Genomic DNA, 16,023 nt, shown 5'->3' on the forward strand with positions numbered 1-16,023 from the left:
GCTTCCTGGTCGCGCGCATCACCTGGCGGCGCGTTGCGGAAGCCTGGGACCGCGCCGCGACGGTGGCCCGTGACCGGGGGTATCTCGCATGACCACAGCCATCCAAGTCAACGCCGTCGAGAAGAGCTTCGGCAATGTTGCCATCATCCGCGACCTCAACCTGAGCGTCGCCAAGGGTGAGCGCCACGCCATCATCGGCCCGAACGGCGCCGGCAAGTCGACGACGTTCAACCTGATCAGCGGCCACATCAAGCCGACCTCGGGCGAGATCCGCCTCAACGGCGAGGTGACCTCGGGCTTGCGGCCCTTCGAGATCAACCGGCGCGGGCTGTCGCGCTCATTCCAGGTCACCAACGTGTTCGCCCGCATGACGGTGTGGGAGAACGTCCGCTGCGCCGTGCTGTGGGCGACCGGCCACCGCTACGCGTTCTGGAAGAACGTCGACAATCTGCCGGAGGTGAAGCAGCGCACCGCGCAGATCCTCGACGACATCCATCTCAGCCACCGCCGCGACGTGCCGGCGGGCCTTTTGACCTATGCCGAGCAGCGCGAGCTCGAGATCGGCATCACGATCGCCGGCGGCGCCAGCGTCATCATGCTGGACGAGCCGACCGCGGGCATGAGCCACGCCGAGACCGAGCGAGCCGTCGCCCTGATCCGTCGCCTCACCGAGGGACGCACGCTCGTCATCGTCGAGCATGACATGAGCGTGGTGTTCGGCCTCGCCGACCGCATCTCGGTGCTGGTCTACGGCCACATCATCGCCTCCGGCACGCCGGAGGAAATCCGCGGCAACCCGAAGGTCAAGGAAGCCTATCTCGGCGAGGAGATCGACTGATGCTGGAGGTCAGGAATCTTCACGCCTATTACGGCAAGAGCCACATCCTGCAAGGCGTCGATCTCGACATCGCCGCCGGCGAGGTCGTCAGCTTGCTCGGGCGCAATGGCGTCGGCCGCTCCACCACCGTCAAGGCGATCATGGGCGAGGTGCCGCCGCAGGGCACCATCCGCTTCAAGGGCCAGGATATCGCAGGTCTTCCGAGCCACAAGATCGCACGCCTCGGCCTCGGCTATGTGCCCGAGCATCGCGATATCTTCCCGAGCCTGACGGTTCGCCAGAACCTGATCCTCGGCATCAAGGACCCGCGCCGCCCCGGCAAGTGGCGGCTGCAGGAGATGCTCGACATGTTCCCCAACCTCGCCGCGCGCGCCGATACGCCGGCGGGCGTGCTGTCGGGCGGCGAGAAGCAGATGCTGACCACCTGCCGCACGCTGCTCGGCGACCCCGAATTGATGATGATCGACGAGCCGACCGAAGGTCTCGCGCCGCTGATCGTGCAGCAGGTCGGCGAGCTGATCGCACGGATCGCCAAGGCCGGCGTCGCCATTCTGCTGGTCGAGCAGAAACTCTCGATCGCGATGAAGATCTCCAACCGGGTCTACATCATGGGCCACGGCCGCGTGGTGTTCGAAGGTACCCCCGACCAGCTCAAGAGCAATGCGGCCGTTCGCGAGGAATGGCTCGAGGTGTAGGCGGACACCGGCGGATCGACAAAGCAATCGAACGTCGACGTAGCAGCGCCATCAGTCAGTTCGCGAACACGACCCAGACCAGCGCCACCAAGAGACTGTGGAAACAAATTATCGAAGCCAGGAATAGCCAGTCGTCCCCGGTCATGGGGCCGAAAACCACGGCCGAAGCGCGGCGACAGCGACACGCGAGCCGGGAAAAGAAGTTCGACTGCATGGGACTGCCCTAGCGGAGTACGCTCCGCCAGGTCTTGCTAGTCTGTGCCAGCTAGTTGAGAGCTGGTGTCAGCCCATCACCGATCGCCATTCGAACTGCGATAGGCCCTCGGCGTGAGGCCGGTCCAGCGGACGAACGCGTGTGTGAAGGAAGAGACCTCGCTGTAGCCCAATAGCCATGCGATCTTGGAAATCGGCAGCTCCTCATCTTCGAGGTAATGGCGGGCAAGGGCAATTCGAAACGCCTTGAGAACGTCTGAGAAGTCCACCCCCTCCGAGGACAATGCGCGAGCGAGAGTTCTCCGGCTCATGCCAAGACGACGCGCGACCGCCTCGGCATTGGCTTTGCCGTGCGGAAGCAGCTGGGCAATGTGTCCTTCGACGCGTGACTGCAAGCTGCTTCGTCTCGGTGCCCGGTTACGAAGCGCTTCATCGGCATATTGGAGCAACATCCTGTTGAGATGCAAATCGGCACCCACGACAGGCAATGCGCCGATCCGGGACGGAAACAAAAGCTCGTCGCTTTCCGCTGCAAATTCGATCTCGCATCCAAGAAGAGATCGCACATCCGACGGCGTTTCTCGTCTGGAGTGCTTCAACTTGATTTGGTTCGGGACCAGCCTGCCGTCAGTCAGTGCGCGGCAAATACGGATCAACGCCACCAGCCAGAATTCCGCATGATGACGATCCGACGACCGATCGATGTTGACATATTCGAACCCGATGGCGAAGCCGCGATCCAGCGAGCTCCGCAACCGCACACCCTCGTTGTTGATCGCGCAGTAGCGTCCGCCGATCTGCAAGGCGTCAACGAGATGCTCCGATGAAGCCATGACGTAGTACAGAAGCCCGATCTCGCCCAGCTCGAAGCCTTGAGCCAGATGGAGTCCGAAGCAGTCGTCCTGCAATTCCCTTGCGGCGAGTTCGAGCAGCCTGACCTGCGCTCGTGCATCGATGCGGCGCTTGCGGTCCTCGACGTCGTCGATTGCCAGGCCTGCAGCTGACACGATCGGGACCGGATCAACCTGCGCATCGCGCAGCCGGGCACATGCGAGACGCGCGATTCCCCCGGCAGAGCTCGGTATCGACGGCAAGGCGCTTTCACGGCGTGTGGCGGCTTTCATTCGGCACCGAATTATGTTCGTGGCTCAACGTCGGGAGCTTCCAGGATCGTATCTTGACCTATGTCAAACGAGCTCATGGGTTCGAGGCATCCGGTCTGACACCTTCTCGCAATTTAACGACCCAGGATCACAAGACGCAACGGACGCAAATCGTCTAGCCGAGTGCTTCGCGGGCACTCCATTTCTGCCTTGAAACGACGGCAGTCGGCTTCCAATGGGCCCGCGCAGGGGCGAACTCGTCATGGGCTTGGTCAAGCATGCAAATTCGCTGGGACAGGCGATTGGTGCCGAAGCGAAAAGCCATATGGGCTAGGTCGTGGTTGGACAAACACCCGCCCAGCATAGCGGCATTCATCGTTCAATTCATTACATGATCATTGAAGGCGAGACTGCGGGCACCTGGCGTTACTCGTTCTCCATCGGCGATCGCAACTACTCGGGAACGGTTCAGGCGGTCCTTGGATTGCTGGCGGCACGCCGCGTAAGGATGAAGATCGATCGGTTGTTAAGGCAAAACGCGTCAATTGATTATCAAAGCCGGCAGCGGGTGGAGAAAGAGGTCGAGACGCCCGCTCCGCTCGTCCCTCCGGCCGATCCCAAGGACTAGCGCGGCTGTAGCCGCCCTAGCCCGGCCGGAGCAACGCCACCACGTCGCCCGCGCGCAGCGTCTGGCCGGGTTTCACCGGCACCGAAGCGATGCGCCCTGCCGCGGGCGCGTGCACGGAGATCTCCATCTTCATCGACTCGATGATGGCCAGCACGTCGCCGGCCGCGACCTTGGCGCCCTCCTCGACCAGCACCTTCCAGATGTTACCAGGCACTTCGGAGAACGCGCCGATCTGACCGTCGGGAATCCCCGTCGCGGCGGCTGCCGCATCGATCGTTTCAGCCGGCGCCTCGTCGAGCTTCATCTCGCGCCAGCGCTGGCGCTCGGCGTCGAACGCGGCCTGCTGCGTTGCCTTGAACGCGGCGATCGATAGCTTGGCGTCGGCCAGTGTCCTGGCGTAGTCGGCGTAGGAGAACTCGCCCTCTTCGATCCTGATGTCGTATTGGCCGTGCGGGAACTCGGCGCGGGCGTCGAGGAGTTCATCGGCGTCGACCGGGAAGAAGCGGATCTTGTCGAAGAACCGCAGCAGCCAGGGATGGCCCGGCTCGAACACCGGCGTGGTGCGCCAGGTGTTCCAGACCTGGACGGTGCGGCCGAACAGCTGGTAGCCGCCCGGCCCTTCCATGCCGTAGATGCACATATAGGCGCCGCCGAGGCCGACCGCGTTCTCCGGCGTCCAGGTCCGCGCCGGGTTGTACTTCGTGGTCACCAGCCGATGCCGCGGGTCGAGCGGCGTCGCCACCGGCGCGCCGAGATAGACGTCGCCGAGGCCGAGCACGAAATAATCCGCGTCGAACACGATGCGGCGAACGTCGTCCTCGCTCGCAAGTCCGTTGATGCGCCGGATGAACTCGACATTCGACGGACACCATGGCGCGTCCGCGCGCACCAGCTCCTGATATTTGCGCATCGCAAGCTCGGCCTGCGGATCGCGCCACGACAGCGGCAGATGCACGGTCCGGCTCGGCACCCGCATCGCGTCGACCGGCGGCAACTCGCGCTCGATCCGCTTGAGCACGTCGAGCAGCTTTTGCCGTGGCAGCGCCGTGCCGTCGTAATGGATCTGCAGCGAGCGGATGCCGGGTGTCAAATCGACAAGGCCGGCGAGCTTCGCCTCTTCCAGCGCCTGCGCCAGCACGTGCACACGCAGCCGCAGCGCGATGTCGAGTTCCATCGGACCATATTCGACCAGGAGATTGTCGTCGCCGGCGCGGCGGTAGACCACCGGAATCCGGCCGTCGTCATTCCGACCAATGATCGCCGATCCGAGCTCGGGCGCGCGCAGCACCGTGGGGCCGGCCACCGGATCGTCGCGTTTAACCGGCACGAAGCGGACCGTGTCGCCGGGCCGGAGCTGGCCGACCTTCCAGAGCTCGTCGCGCGCGACCACGGCCGGACAGACGAAGCCGCCGAGGCTCGGTCCGTCGGGCCCGAGGATGATCGGCATGTCGCCGGTAAAGTCGATCGAGCCGACCGCATAGGCGTTGTCATGGATGTTCGACGGATGCAGCCCGGCCTCGCCGCCGTCGGCGCGGGCCCAGCGCGGCTTCGGCCCGATCAGCCGCACGCCGGTGCGGGCGCTGTTGAAATGCACCTCATAGCTCGCCGCGAACAGCGTCTCGATATCCTCGTCGAGGAAGAAATCCGGCGCGCCGTGCGGGCCATAGACCACGCCGATCTGCCACGCCGATGTGAGCTGCGGCCGCTCGTCCTCCGTGGCGCGCCGCGGCGCCGCAAGGCCCGATGGCTCGGCACCGATATGCAAGACGTCGCCGGCCTTCAGCGATCCCGTCGCATGGCCGCCGAAGGCGCCGAGCGCAAACACAGCACGCGACCCGAGAATTTCGGGCACGTCGATGCCGCCGCGCACGGCGAGATAGGTGCGCTGGCCCGGGCCCTTGATGCTGCCGATCACGAGCGTCTGGCCGGCGCGTATCGCGAGCGGCTCATCGTAGGTGACATCAGTGCCGTCGAGCGACGCCTTCATCTGCGCGCCCGATAGCGCGACGATCGCATCGGTGTTGAAGCGCAAGGTTGGCCCGTTGACCGTCAGCTCCAGTGCGGTCGTCGTCTCCGGATTGCCGACCACGCGATTGGCGAGGCGAAACGACCGTTCGTCCATCGGGCCGCTCGGCGGCACGCCGACATGCCAGAGATGCAGCCGGCCGGGCAATTCCTGCACCCCGCTCTGCGCGCCCGGCGCGACAACGTCGATGGTGCGGGGGCGATAGCCGAATTCGCCAAGCACACTCGTCGCCACCTGCCCGCTGCGGAACACGTCGGACGCCGCAATCGCGCGCAGATAGTCGAGATTGGTCTCGATGCCGGCTACGACCGTATCGTCCAGCGCTTTCGAAAGCCGGGCGATCGCGGCCTCGCGCGTCTCGGCTGAAACGATGATCTTGGCCAGCATCGGATCGTAGAACGGCGACACTTCGGTGCCGGTCTCGATCCAGCCGTCGATTCGCGCATCCGGCGAAAAGCTGACCCGCGTCAGCCGGCCTGCGCTCGGGCGAAAGCCGGCGCCCGGGTTCTCGGCATAGAGCCGCACCTCGATCGCCGCGCCGTTTGGTGCAAGCGAGCCCGCCTGGCCGAGCACATCCTCGCCGGCCGCCTGTCGGATCATCCATTCGACGAGGTCGACGCCGGTGACCTGCTCGGTGACGGGATGCTCGACCTGCAAGCGGGTGTTCACCTCGAGGAAATAGAAATCGTCGCGCTCGACGTCGTAGATGAACTCCACCGTGCCGGCGGACTCGTACGACACGGCCTTGCCGAGCGACACCGCGGCCGCGTGCAGCCGCCGGCGGATGTAGGCGGACAGCCCCGGCGCGGGCGTCTCCTCAAAGACCTTCTGGTTGCGCCGTTGCAGCGAGCAATCGCGTTCACCGAGCGCCACCACGCCGCCCTTGCCATTGCCGAAGATTTGCACCTCGATATGCCGCGCTCGCGCAACGAACCGCTCGAGATAGACCCGGGCGTCGCCGAAGCTGGCCCGCGCCGTGCGCTGCACCGATTCGAATCGCTCGCGCAGCGTCGCCATGTCGTGGCAGAGCTGCATGCCGATACCGCCGCCGCCCGCCGTGCTCTTCAACATCACCGGAAAGCCGATTGCTTCGGCCTCGCGCACCGCCACGTCGATCGTCTCCAGCAGGCCGGAGCCCGGCAGCAGCGGCACGCCACTGCGCTCGGCGATCTCGCGTGCCTTGTGCTTGAGGCCGAAGGCGTCGAGATGCTCAGGCCGCGGCCCGATGAACTTGATGCCGTGCTCGGCGAGCCACTCGGCGAAACGGCGGTTCTCCGACAGGAAGCCGTAACCGGGATGCACCGCCTGCGCACCGGTCGCAAGGCACGCCGCCATGATCGCATCGACGTTGAGATAGCTCTCCGCGGCCGGTGCAGGACCGATCCGCACCGCCTCGTCGGCGTCGAGCACCGGCCGGGTGAAACGGTCGGCGTCGGAATAGACCGCGACCGAACCGATGCCCATGCGGCGCAATGTTCTGCCGATCCGCCCGGCGATCTCGCCGCGGTTGGCAATCAGGACCTTGCTGAACATGCCTCACGCCTCCGGCTCGACGATCGCGACGTCGAAGATCGTCACCTGCACCGGCGTCGGGAAGAAGCCGTTGCAGGGATTGTTGATCTGCGGGCAGTTCGAGATCAGGCACAGCACGTCCATCTCGGCGACCAGCTCGATGGCGTCACCGGGCTTGGAGACGCCATCGACCACGGTGAAATTGCCGGCGGGATCGATCGGCACGTTCATGAAGAAGTTGAGATTCGGCACGATGTCCCGCTTCGACATGCCGTATTTCGCGGCTTCGATCACGAAATTCTCGCGACAGGCGTGCTGGTAGCGGGTCTGGTGCCCGAACCGCACGGTGTTGCTCTCGCAGGAGCAGGCGCCCGCCGAGGTGTCGTGCAGGCCGCAACTGTCGGCCGTGACGCGCAGCATCACGCGACCTTCGTTGGACATGATCCTGGTGCCGAGCCCAACATAGGCCGAGCCCTGTGCGCGCAGCGTATCCTGGCCGCTGTAGCGCTCGCCGAAATCACCGGCGCAATAGAACAGCGTGTCGACCGCCTGCTGGCCGTGGCTATCGGTGATCCGCAGCGTCTGCCCCTTGCGGATGATCGCCGACCACGGCTTGCGCGCGGGAATTTCGACATCGAGAACGATGCGGCGGCCGGTGCGAACAGATTGCATGGTCATCGCACGGCTCCTTCCAGGGTTTCGCCGAGATACAGCGCATTGTTCTGACAGGCGCGGACCGCTTCCGCGGTCGCAGTCCGGCACAGATCGTCGGCCGCCGGTGCGGCCGCGCGGTAGCGCACGATCTCCACGCTGGCCTGCGGATAGGTTTTGGCGGGATCGAGCGGATGCGGGCAGTTCGACAGCGCGATCAGAAGCTCCATCTCCGCGCGCAGGTCGACGAAATCGCCCTGCTGCCGCCGCTGCTCCGACCAGACGAACTTGCCGTCGGCGTCGATCGCGACCGGTGCGAACAAGCTGACACAGGGATGGACGTCGCGACGATCCAATCCGAGCTTGGTCGCGGCGAGAATGAAATTGTCGCGCGTGTTGCGGAAATTGCCGTCGCCGTATTTGGCCTGGTTGGTCGTCGCGGTCGAGCCGCCGACCACCGCATCATGCGCGGCACTGCTGTCCTCGGTGATGCCGAGCAGCGCGCGCCCCATGTCGGACAGCAGCACCCGCCCCTTCTGCAGCCGCGCCGCCCACTGCACCTTGATGGTGTCGGCGTGGTTGAGCCGCTCGGTGGTGTCGGCACTGTTCCAGGCGAGCAGGCTGACGGTCGACGTCCCCGACGTGTTGACGATGCGCAGGGTATCGCCGCGGTTCAACCGCGTGGTCCAGTACCAGCCGGACGGGATCGTCTCACGGTGCATGACCGTGTCGGCATCGATCGGCGCGGCGTCGCGCGCAGTCGGCGCCGGCAGTGCGCGCGGCGCGTGCTCCTGTCCCGCCGCCTTCAGCTCGTTATACCGCCGGGTATGCGCCGCGATCTCGGCCTTTTGTTCCTCTGTGAGGATCATGGTTGCTCCTTCAAGACGAGAGCGCCGGGCCGTCCCGGCTGATGCTCCTTGCCTGACCGGGTCGTCCCGGTCGGAGCTGGTTGAACTGACGATCGCAGCTCTGCGCTGCGGCGCGGAAAGATCTCGAGGTCGCGCGACACGGTGGCACCGTAGCGGTCGCGCTCCTCCGGCCGGTTGCGCTGCCGCTCCAGCGCGATCACCCGCGTCGCGAGCCCGAAGGCTTCACTGAGGTCATGCGTCACCATCACGACGGTGAGATGGGTCTCGTTCCAGAGCCGCTTCATCAGAAGGTGAATGTCGGCGCGGATTCCGGGATCGAGCGCACCGAACGGCTCGTCGAGCAGCAGGATCTTCGGGCCGCGCATGATCGCCTGCGCCAGCGCGAGCCGCTGCTGCATGCCGCCCGACAAAGCGGACGGGTACTTGCCCTCCTGGCCGGCGAGCCCGACCTCGGCGAGCAGCTTGATCGCTTCGTCGGCGGCGGCGCGCCGCGCGGCGCCGAACAGCCGGCCGGTGAATTTGGCGTCGCGCAGTTCGCGCCCGAGCATGACGTTCTGCAAGACCGTCAGATGCGGAAACACCGAGTAGCGCTGGAACACCACGCCGCGGTCGGCGTCCGGCTCGCCGGGCAACGGCTTGCCGTCGACCAGGATCTGGCCGCGGGTCGGCTGCTCCTCGCCGAGCAACATGCGGAGCAGCGTGGTCTTGCCGCAGCCGGACGGGCCGACCAGCGCAATGAAGGCGCGCGGTTCGACCTCCATCGTGATGCGCTCGAGCACGATGTGGTCGCCATATTCCTTCCAGACGTCGTCGAAGCGGATCGCGCTCATTCCGCCCTCACCGAGGCAAACCACGGAAACAACCTTCGCTGCATGACGCGCAGGCCGACATCGATCAGGAACGCCAGCAGCGTGATCCAGGCGACGTAGGGAATGATGACGTCCATCGCGAGATAGCGTCGGACCAGGAAGATCCGGTAGCCGAGCCCGGAATCGGAGGCGATCGCCTCGGCCGCGATCAGGAACAGCCACGCCGGCCCGAGCTGCAGGCGCAGCACGTCGATCAACCGCGGCAGGGTTTGCGGCATCGCGACGCGCAGCGCGATCTGCCAGGTCGAGGCGCCGAGCGTCTGCGCCTTGACGATCTGCTCGCGCGGCAGCTCCTGCACCTTCATGGCGAGATCGCGGATCATGCAAGGCAGCGTCCCGATCACGATCAGCGCGATCTTGGAATTCTCCCCGAGCCCCATCACGATGAACAGGATCGGCAACAGCGCCAGCGGCGGCACCATCGAGGTGACAGACACGAACGGCCCGAGCAGGGCGTTGGCGCCCGGCAACAGCCCGATCACGATCCCGAGCACCAGCGCAGCTGCCGTCGAGATCGCCAGCGCCGAGCCCAGTCGCCCCAGGCTGGCGACGGTGTCGGAGGCCATCAGATAGCCGCCGGTGCGTGCGTCGACCTCGAACGCCATCTGCTTGACCGCCTGCACCATGCTCGGCAGCGCCGGCAGCAGCTTGTCGTTCGGGTTCTGCGCGAGCCGCGCGCTGGAGCCGGCGAAGTAGGCGATTGCGACCAATACGAACGGCAGCGCGAGCAGATAGAATCGCGTCTGCCGTCCCGGCCGTAGGTTCACAAGTCGCATGGGCGGCTCCTGCTTGCGGATGGCGCTGTGCAAAGCGTTTTCGAGCGAAGTGGATTCCGGTTCGCGTGAAGAAAACGCGTCAAGCAAGACGTCAGAGCTTGCCCTTGGCGGCTTCGTCCATGTAGGTCGGGTCGAAGCGCAGCTTGACATTCGACTTGTCGCCCAGCACCGACTTGTCGGCGAGTTCGATGCCGACGGCGTCAGCCGATTTCGCCCCCTTGCCGAGCAGGTCCTTCTCGAACAGGAACTTGCGCACGCGATCCATCGTCGCCCCGACGGTCTTGCTGCGCGTAAAAGCTTCGGCGTCGGTTGCCTTGTCGAACAGTTTTGTGGTCGAGAGCTGGCTGTCGAAGCCCGCAAGGTCGGTGCCGGAGGCCTTGGCCATCGCCTCCTTGGCGGCCTTCGCCGCGGCATCGTTCGCCGTCATCTTGGAGAGGGTCTCGTACCAGATGCCGACCAGCGCCTTGGCGAAATCCGGATTGTCTTTCGCGACCGCTGTGTTCACCACCATCAGGTCCATGATCTCGCCGGGGATCTGCGAGGAATCGAACACCTTCTTCGCGTCGGGCGAGCCGAGGATTTCGGTTACGATCGGATTCCAGGTCACCACCGCGCTGACGTCAGGCGTCTTGTAGGCGGCCGCGATATCGGCGTCGGAGGTGTTGATGACCTTGACGTCCTTCTCGCTCAGCTTGCTGGTCTCGAGCGCGCGCGCCAGCAGATAATGCGACACCGAAAACTCGACCAGGTTGACCGTCTGGCCCTTGATCGCGGCGAGATCGGTCTTGTTCTTCAGGATCACCGCATCGTTGCCGTTGGAGAAATCGCCCATCACGACCGCGGTGGTGTCGACGCCACCGGCTGCCGGAATCGAGAGTGCGTCCATGTTGGTGATGGTGACGGCGTCATAGCCGCCGGCGGTGTACTGGTTGATCGATTCGACGTAGTCGTTGAACTGCTTGACCTCGATCGCGATGCCGTATTTGTCGGCCCATTTCTTGACGATGCCGGTGTCGGCCGCATAGCCCCACGGCATCCATCCGACATAGATCGACCAGGCGACCTTGAAGCTTTTCTTCGGCGCGGCGTCGGCCGCAGGCACAGCCGCCAGCGCGACCGCGCAGCCGATGACAACAGAGCGAAGGAAGAAAACGAATTTGTTCATTGCCGATCCCTCTTGCGAAAACTTCACAAAAAGGGACTGGCGAAAAGACCATCGCTCCGCCAATCCCTTGGCTGACGAGGTCTCCCGGGCTTTTATCCCGCCGTGCACCTGCGGGGATGTCTCCCCCGCAAGCGGCTGCTCTCGGACCAGCACCTTGCTTGGCAAGATCGGAACCCTAGCGGCCAACTCGACGCCATTGATGCACGAGGCGTGCCAGCGGGCCGGCAATTGAATCTCATGAGATTTTTCCGCGCGCACGGCGCAGCCACGACCGTGTCTTGCTCAAAGATTGCGCAGACCTGCTCAGAATTGGCTCTGTCCTTTCGCCACCGGCATCAGCAGGATCACGCGATGGCTGATGTCGAGTGGAGTTCGATGCGCAAGCTTCTGAGCGTTCTGTGCGCCGGCCTCTGGCGTGGATTGCACGGCCGGTTCGGCCTGGTGCCGAAGTCCGAACTAAAAGACTGATCGCAAGATCGCAAAAAAGAGCCCCGCTCTGCAGCGGGGCTCCTGCACAGAGATCCTATTTCCGATCGGAGTTTTGCGCCGGCGTCTGCGGGCTCTGGCCTGAGCCTGACGACGGCGGATTGTTGTTCTGGTTGGGCTGGCTGGACTGCGTGTCCCGGCCGGCATTTGGCTGGTTGCCGCTGCCCTGACCGACGGTCGACTGGTTCTGCGGTGCAGCCTGGCCCGTCGTATTCTGCTGCGGGGCCTGCTGCTGAGCGGACGGTTGATTTCCGCTCTGGCCGGTTGTCGACTGGTTCTGCGGCGAGTTCGCCTGACCCGTGGTCTGCCCGGTCGTGTTCTGCTGGGCAGGTTGCTGAGTGCCAGTCTGGCCGGTCGACTGGTTCTGCGGCGCGTTGTTGGTCTGACCGGTCGTCTGTCCAGTCGTGTTCTGCTGGGTGCGGCTCTGGCCGACCGTCGACGATGCGCCCGCGCCCTGACCGATCCGATCCGACAGGCCGAGTGCGGTCACCGTGCGCGTGTCGACGCTGCCGCTGGTCGTGATGCCCTCCTGACGCTGGAAGGTGATCAGCGCCTCGCGGGTCCGCGATCCCAATACGCCGTCGGCCTCGCCGACCAGCAGGCCGCGGTCGATCAGCACCTGCTGCACCTCGCGGATCTGCTGCGGGTTCAGGTCCATCATCGCAACGCTACCGCCGCCACCACCGCCACCGCCGCGATGGCTGAAGCGCGTCCGCGGTCCGACCGGGACCACGTCGACGACGCGGCGCTCGCGATCGAGGAACACGACTTCATCCTCGACGACGAAGAAGCTGTCGTCGCGATAATACGGGAACGCATCGATCAGCGCCGGGAAGGCGGCAACCGACACCGCGTTGAACCTCCGCGGCACCACCACGCCCGGATTGACCGCGAAGTTGATCGTGCTGACATTGACGCGCGGCGCGTTACGCGCCGACAGCACCGAGCGCTGGATCGTGCTCTGCTGCTGCGCGGTCACGGTGCGCCCGGCCTCGGTCTGGATCGTGGCGTTCGACTGGGCCTGGGTCTGAGCGGTTGTCCCGGCTTGTCCCTGGGCCTGACCGGTGGTCTGTCCGGAGTTCATCCGGTTTTGCGTCGTACCGGACTGCGGAGCGGCCGCGCCCGTGGTCTGGCCGGCTCGCGTATTCGGCGCTGCCGTTGTGCCCTGGCCGGTGGTCGTGTTCGCGCCCTTTGCCTGGCCCGTGGTCGTGCTCTGGCCGGTCGTCGTGCCCGCCTTGCCTTGAGCCTTGTCCTGGGCCGTCCCCTGACCGGTCGTGGTGCCCTGGCTGCGGTTCGCGGCGTTGGCGCGATTCTCCGGCTGCTGCTGGCTTTGCCGCGTCGTGGCGCTGCCGCGTTCGCGGGATTCAGATCGGCCCATCTGCTCGCGCTGGCTTCGGCTCTGGCCGACGGTCTGCTCCTGCCGGCTCTGGCTGCGCTGCCCCTGCTCGGCGCGGCCGCTCTCGCGGGCCTGGCCGGTGGTCTGGCTGCGCTCGGCCGCACCGCGGCCCAGCTGACCTTCAGCCCGACCGCTCTCTCGTGCACCCTGGCTTTCTCGTGCGCCCCCTTGGCCGCGACCGACCGTCATGCCTTCGCTTCGCGATGCCCCGGGACCGCCATGCATTGCGCCGCCGGAACTGCCGGCCGACGAGCCTGCGGAGCGGCCGTGTTCACCACCGCCACCGCTCCCGCCCGCGCCGACGCTTCCGCCACCACCCATGCCGCCCCCGCCGCCGCCCTCGCGCATGCCCTGCGCCGAAGCGAGACTGACGCCGGCCAACAGCACGGCCGTCGTCAGCAGAAATTTGCTCTTCATGATCTTGCTCTGCATTACCGATTCCTCCTGCAGTTTTGCGGCTGCCGAATTGCGAAGCCGGCGCCAAATGGCCCGGCACGCTCCGCACCGCGGCCGCGCTCCAACAAAGCCGGCGAACGACGCGACGCAACGGCGCGCGCGTCTCACCGGTGAACTCTGAGAAAACAGCGGCGCCGCCCGCACCGTTCCTAGACACCGCCGCGACGCGACATTTCGCGCCAAGGGAACACCACATGTTCATCTTGAGTTCATCTTGAGCCAGCGGCCCGACGTCTGATCGCGCTTCAGGAACCGATTGCCACGCTTTCCCGTTTTGAATCGACGTGTGCGTTCGTCGTCATGACGATGGTCAGCGAGCTCACGCGGATCATCGTCCGCTGCGACTGGCGCTGGATCGGAACAGGTTCCGTTCGGCTTTGAACATTTGCTTCGCCGTCAACGGCAAGCTGCTGCGCCCACCTCGCTGCCAGGCCCGGATCGTTGCAGGCGTGCGGCCATTCGCAACCAATGCCACTCTCCTCCGTTGACCGGCTGGGCAATCATCATCGAGGAGGATCACATGAGGAAAACAGGCCTTGTTCTTGCAACCGTCGGTACGCTTGGGGTGAGCGCCATCGCAGCCCCGGCTCCCGCCGAAGCACGGTGGGGACACGGAGGTTGGGGTGGCGCGCTCGCAGGCGGACTGATTGCCGGCGCAGTCATCGGTGGTCTCGCCTCGTCAGCCTACGGCTATCCCGGCTATGCCTATGGTTACGGCTACCCCGGCTACGGCTACGGTTATGGCTATTCGCCCGCTTATTACGGCTACGGCAGCTATGCCTATGACGACGGCTATTACGCTGCGCCGTATCGTTGGGGAGGCGGCTATACCACGACATATTATAGCGGATACCGGCCGGCCTATTACGGTTATCGCTATCGCCACGTGGTGCGCCCGGCATACGCCTATTATCGCGGCGGCTATCCGCGCTGGCATCATCGCTGGCGTCATTGGTGAGATCGCCGAGACCGGCGCGGCGCCGCCAGCCGGGCTGACTGGCGCCGGCAAGGGGCCGACAAGGGTCGACCGGGTTGAGCGGCAGCGTTACCCGGCGACCCGCAGCGCGGTCACCGCGACGCAGGCGTTGCCTAACGGAATCAGCACCACCTGCGCGCCGTTCGGCAGCGCCATCGTCGCGAGCTCACCGAGCGTGCCGGTCTGTCCGTTGAGCTTGGCGAGTTCGGCGGCCACCGTCGAACAGCTCTCCGTCCGCGGCGTCACCCGCACCAGATTGCCTTCGCAGGACGATCCAACCGGCGCGGCAAACACAATGCCGGCGGCCTGCTGATTGGCGGCAGGGGTGGCTTGGCCGCCCGGGTTCGGTGCGAGCGCGACCAGCGACTGCACCGAATGCGAATTGCCGGCCTTGGCGTCCCACTGCGACTGCGCGGTGTAGTTGGAGTTCATCGCGAGGCCGCGGCCGAGCGTCCCGAACAGATTGGCGCAGGTCACGATGTTGCCCTGCCGCGCGTGCTCGTCGAACACGGTCGGTTGCTGGCCCGCCTGCTGCGGCGGAACGGAAGCCGCGGCAGACGGCGGCGTCGGCGCTTCCTGCGGACGCTGCTTGTGCGGCTGCGGCTTCGCGGCGGCGGCGGGCTTTTTGGCCGGCGCGGGCGTCGCCGGCTGCAGCGGCATCGGCTGCGACTGGGCCGGCTGCATCTGCTGGGCATAGCCCACGACGCCGGCTGCACTGAGCGCCGCCACGACGACCGCCGTGAAAATCAGGATGGGGGTCTTCAGTCGCATCGGCGTATTCATCCTCTCGTCCCGCACTTCGATGCGTCGCTCCGGCTTCCGGATCCGCATGCAGCCCGTTGTCTCATTTCAGCTTCGCCAGCACACCGGACAGTCCGTCCAGCGGCGCCTCCAGCACGATCGGCCCTTGCGGCAGCTGATAGGACACGCGGCACGGCGTCGCCGCGCGGATGTGCCGCCTCAGCACGTTGCCGATCGCGACCGTGGCGAAGCAGAAACTGGCATCGCAGCGGTCGGTCTGCGCGACGATGCGGTCCGGACTGTCGCCCATCGCGAGCTCGATCTGCGCGCCGACCCCGGCGGCCGCGGGAATCCGCATCGCCATCAGCGGTTTGCCGTCGGCGGTTCCGATCAGCGACCAGTTGAAGGCGACCGCGCCCTGCGCGTTGACGATCGATTGCGTGACGTTGCAGACGCGGCGCTTCGATTTGAGACTCTCGTCGCAAATCAGGGTCCAGTTCTTGAACGGCTGGATCATCCGCCGGAACTCGCCGGGCGTCTCGCCTTCCGGCACCACGACGTCCGAGGGCTTCACGCTGTAGGCGGATGGCGGCGCGCCCTGCGCGGCCGCGTTCGCCGCCGCC

Annotated in this window: 14 protein-coding genes and 1 riboswitch; of the genes, 4 read left to right on the forward strand and 10 right to left on the reverse strand. The window is 65.7% G+C overall.

The genetic code is table 11. From position 1 onward, the window contains the following. Positions 1-88 precede the first annotated feature (88 nt). Together AKL29_RS19155 and AKL29_RS19160 are read left to right on the forward strand one after the other, a co-directional pair. The gene (locus tag AKL29_RS19155) at positions 89-838 is read left to right on the forward strand and encodes an ABC transporter ATP-binding protein (protein WP_050385201.1); all 750 of its coding nucleotides are present in this window, start codon (positions 89-91) and stop codon (positions 836-838) included. Continuing rightward, positions 838-1,533 (forward strand): ABC transporter ATP-binding protein, encoded by a 696-nt coding sequence (locus tag AKL29_RS19160; RefSeq protein ID WP_050385202.1) that lies wholly within the window; start codon positions 838-840, stop codon positions 1,531-1,533. Before AKL29_RS19155 ends, AKL29_RS19160 begins: the two co-directional genes overlap by 1 nt. A gap of 290 nt (positions 1,534-1,823) precedes the next feature. Here the strand turns inward: AKL29_RS19160 and AKL29_RS19165 are convergent, their stop codons facing one another. Further along, positions 1,824-2,870: an AraC family transcriptional regulator gene (locus AKL29_RS19165; RefSeq protein WP_244482178.1), complete on the reverse strand. Its 1,047-nt coding sequence runs from the start codon at positions 2,868-2,870 to the stop codon at positions 1,824-1,826. 370 nt (positions 2,871-3,240) lie between these two features. Here AKL29_RS19165 and AKL29_RS19170 point away from each other — a divergent pair, with 370 nt between their 5' ends. After that, a complete protein-coding gene (locus AKL29_RS19170) occupies positions 3,241-3,477 on the forward strand; it encodes a hypothetical protein (RefSeq protein WP_050385203.1) in 237 nt (78 codons plus the stop codon). A gap of 16 nt (positions 3,478-3,493) precedes the next feature. Here AKL29_RS19170 and uca read toward each other — a convergent pair whose 3' ends face one another. The 7 genes from uca to AKL29_RS46315 all read right to left on the reverse strand — a co-directional run bounded on the left by uca (position 3,494) and on the right by AKL29_RS46315 (position 13,659). Beyond that, entirely contained in the window at positions 3,494-7,036 is a 3,543-nt protein-coding gene (uca, locus tag AKL29_RS19175; protein ID WP_050385204.1) for an urea carboxylase, read from the reverse strand. A 3-nt stretch (positions 7,037-7,039) separates the two neighbouring features. Further along, positions 7,040-7,693 carry an urea amidolyase associated protein UAAP2 gene (locus tag AKL29_RS19180; RefSeq protein ID WP_152977658.1) on the reverse strand — a complete coding sequence of 218 codons (654 nt, stop codon included), beginning with the start codon at positions 7,691-7,693 and terminating at the stop codon, positions 7,040-7,042. Continuing rightward, positions 7,690-8,535, reverse strand: a complete 846-nt coding sequence (locus tag AKL29_RS19185; RefSeq protein WP_050385205.1) for an urea amidolyase associated protein UAAP1 — start codon at positions 8,533-8,535, stop codon at positions 7,690-7,692. The genes AKL29_RS19180 and AKL29_RS19185 overlap by 4 nt, the downstream gene beginning before the upstream one ends. Continuing rightward, a complete protein-coding gene (locus AKL29_RS19190; protein ID WP_050385206.1) occupies positions 8,532-9,365 on the reverse strand; it encodes an ABC transporter ATP-binding protein in 834 nt (277 codons plus the stop codon). Before AKL29_RS19190 ends, AKL29_RS19185 begins: the two co-directional genes overlap by 4 nt. Beyond that, a complete protein-coding gene (locus tag AKL29_RS19195) occupies positions 9,362-10,180 on the reverse strand; it encodes an ABC transporter permease (RefSeq protein WP_050385275.1) in 819 nt (272 codons plus the stop codon). Before AKL29_RS19195 ends, AKL29_RS19190 begins: the two co-directional genes overlap by 4 nt. A gap of 91 nt (positions 10,181-10,271) precedes the next feature. Beyond that, complete coding sequence (locus AKL29_RS19200; RefSeq protein WP_050385207.1) at positions 10,272-11,345, reverse strand: putative urea ABC transporter substrate-binding protein; 1,074 nt, start codon at positions 11,343-11,345, stop codon at positions 10,272-10,274. Positions 11,346-11,424: 79 nt separating this feature from the next. After that, positions 11,425-11,535, reverse strand: a riboswitch (guanidine-I (ykkC/yxkD leader). 333 nt (positions 11,536-11,868) lie between these two features. After that, entirely contained in the window at positions 11,869-13,659 is a 1,791-nt protein-coding gene (locus tag AKL29_RS46315; protein ID WP_050385208.1) for a peptidoglycan-binding domain-containing protein, read from the reverse strand. 544 nt (positions 13,660-14,203) lie between these two features. On the opposite strand from AKL29_RS46315, the gene AKL29_RS19215 reads away from it, so the two are divergent. Further along, the gene (locus AKL29_RS19215) at positions 14,204-14,641 is read left to right on the forward strand and encodes a hypothetical protein (RefSeq protein WP_028332906.1); all 438 of its coding nucleotides are present in this window, start codon (positions 14,204-14,206) and stop codon (positions 14,639-14,641) included. A gap of 87 nt (positions 14,642-14,728) precedes the next feature. Here the strand turns inward: AKL29_RS19215 and AKL29_RS19220 are convergent, their stop codons facing one another. Both AKL29_RS19220 and AKL29_RS43690 read right to left on the reverse strand, forming a co-directional pair. Then, positions 14,729-15,430, reverse strand: coding sequence for a hypothetical protein (locus AKL29_RS19220; RefSeq protein ID WP_152977659.1), 702 nt, complete (start codon positions 15,428-15,430; stop codon positions 14,729-14,731). A 73-nt stretch (positions 15,431-15,503) separates the two neighbouring features. Beyond that, positions 15,504-16,023, reverse strand: a 520-nt coding sequence (locus tag AKL29_RS43690; RefSeq protein WP_193395232.1) for an invasion associated locus B family protein, incomplete at its 5' end; no start/stop codon positions are given.

This window comes from Bradyrhizobium pachyrhizi (genome assembly GCF_001189245.1).
Classification (GTDB): Bacteria; Pseudomonadota; Alphaproteobacteria; order Rhizobiales; family Xanthobacteraceae; genus Bradyrhizobium; species Bradyrhizobium pachyrhizi.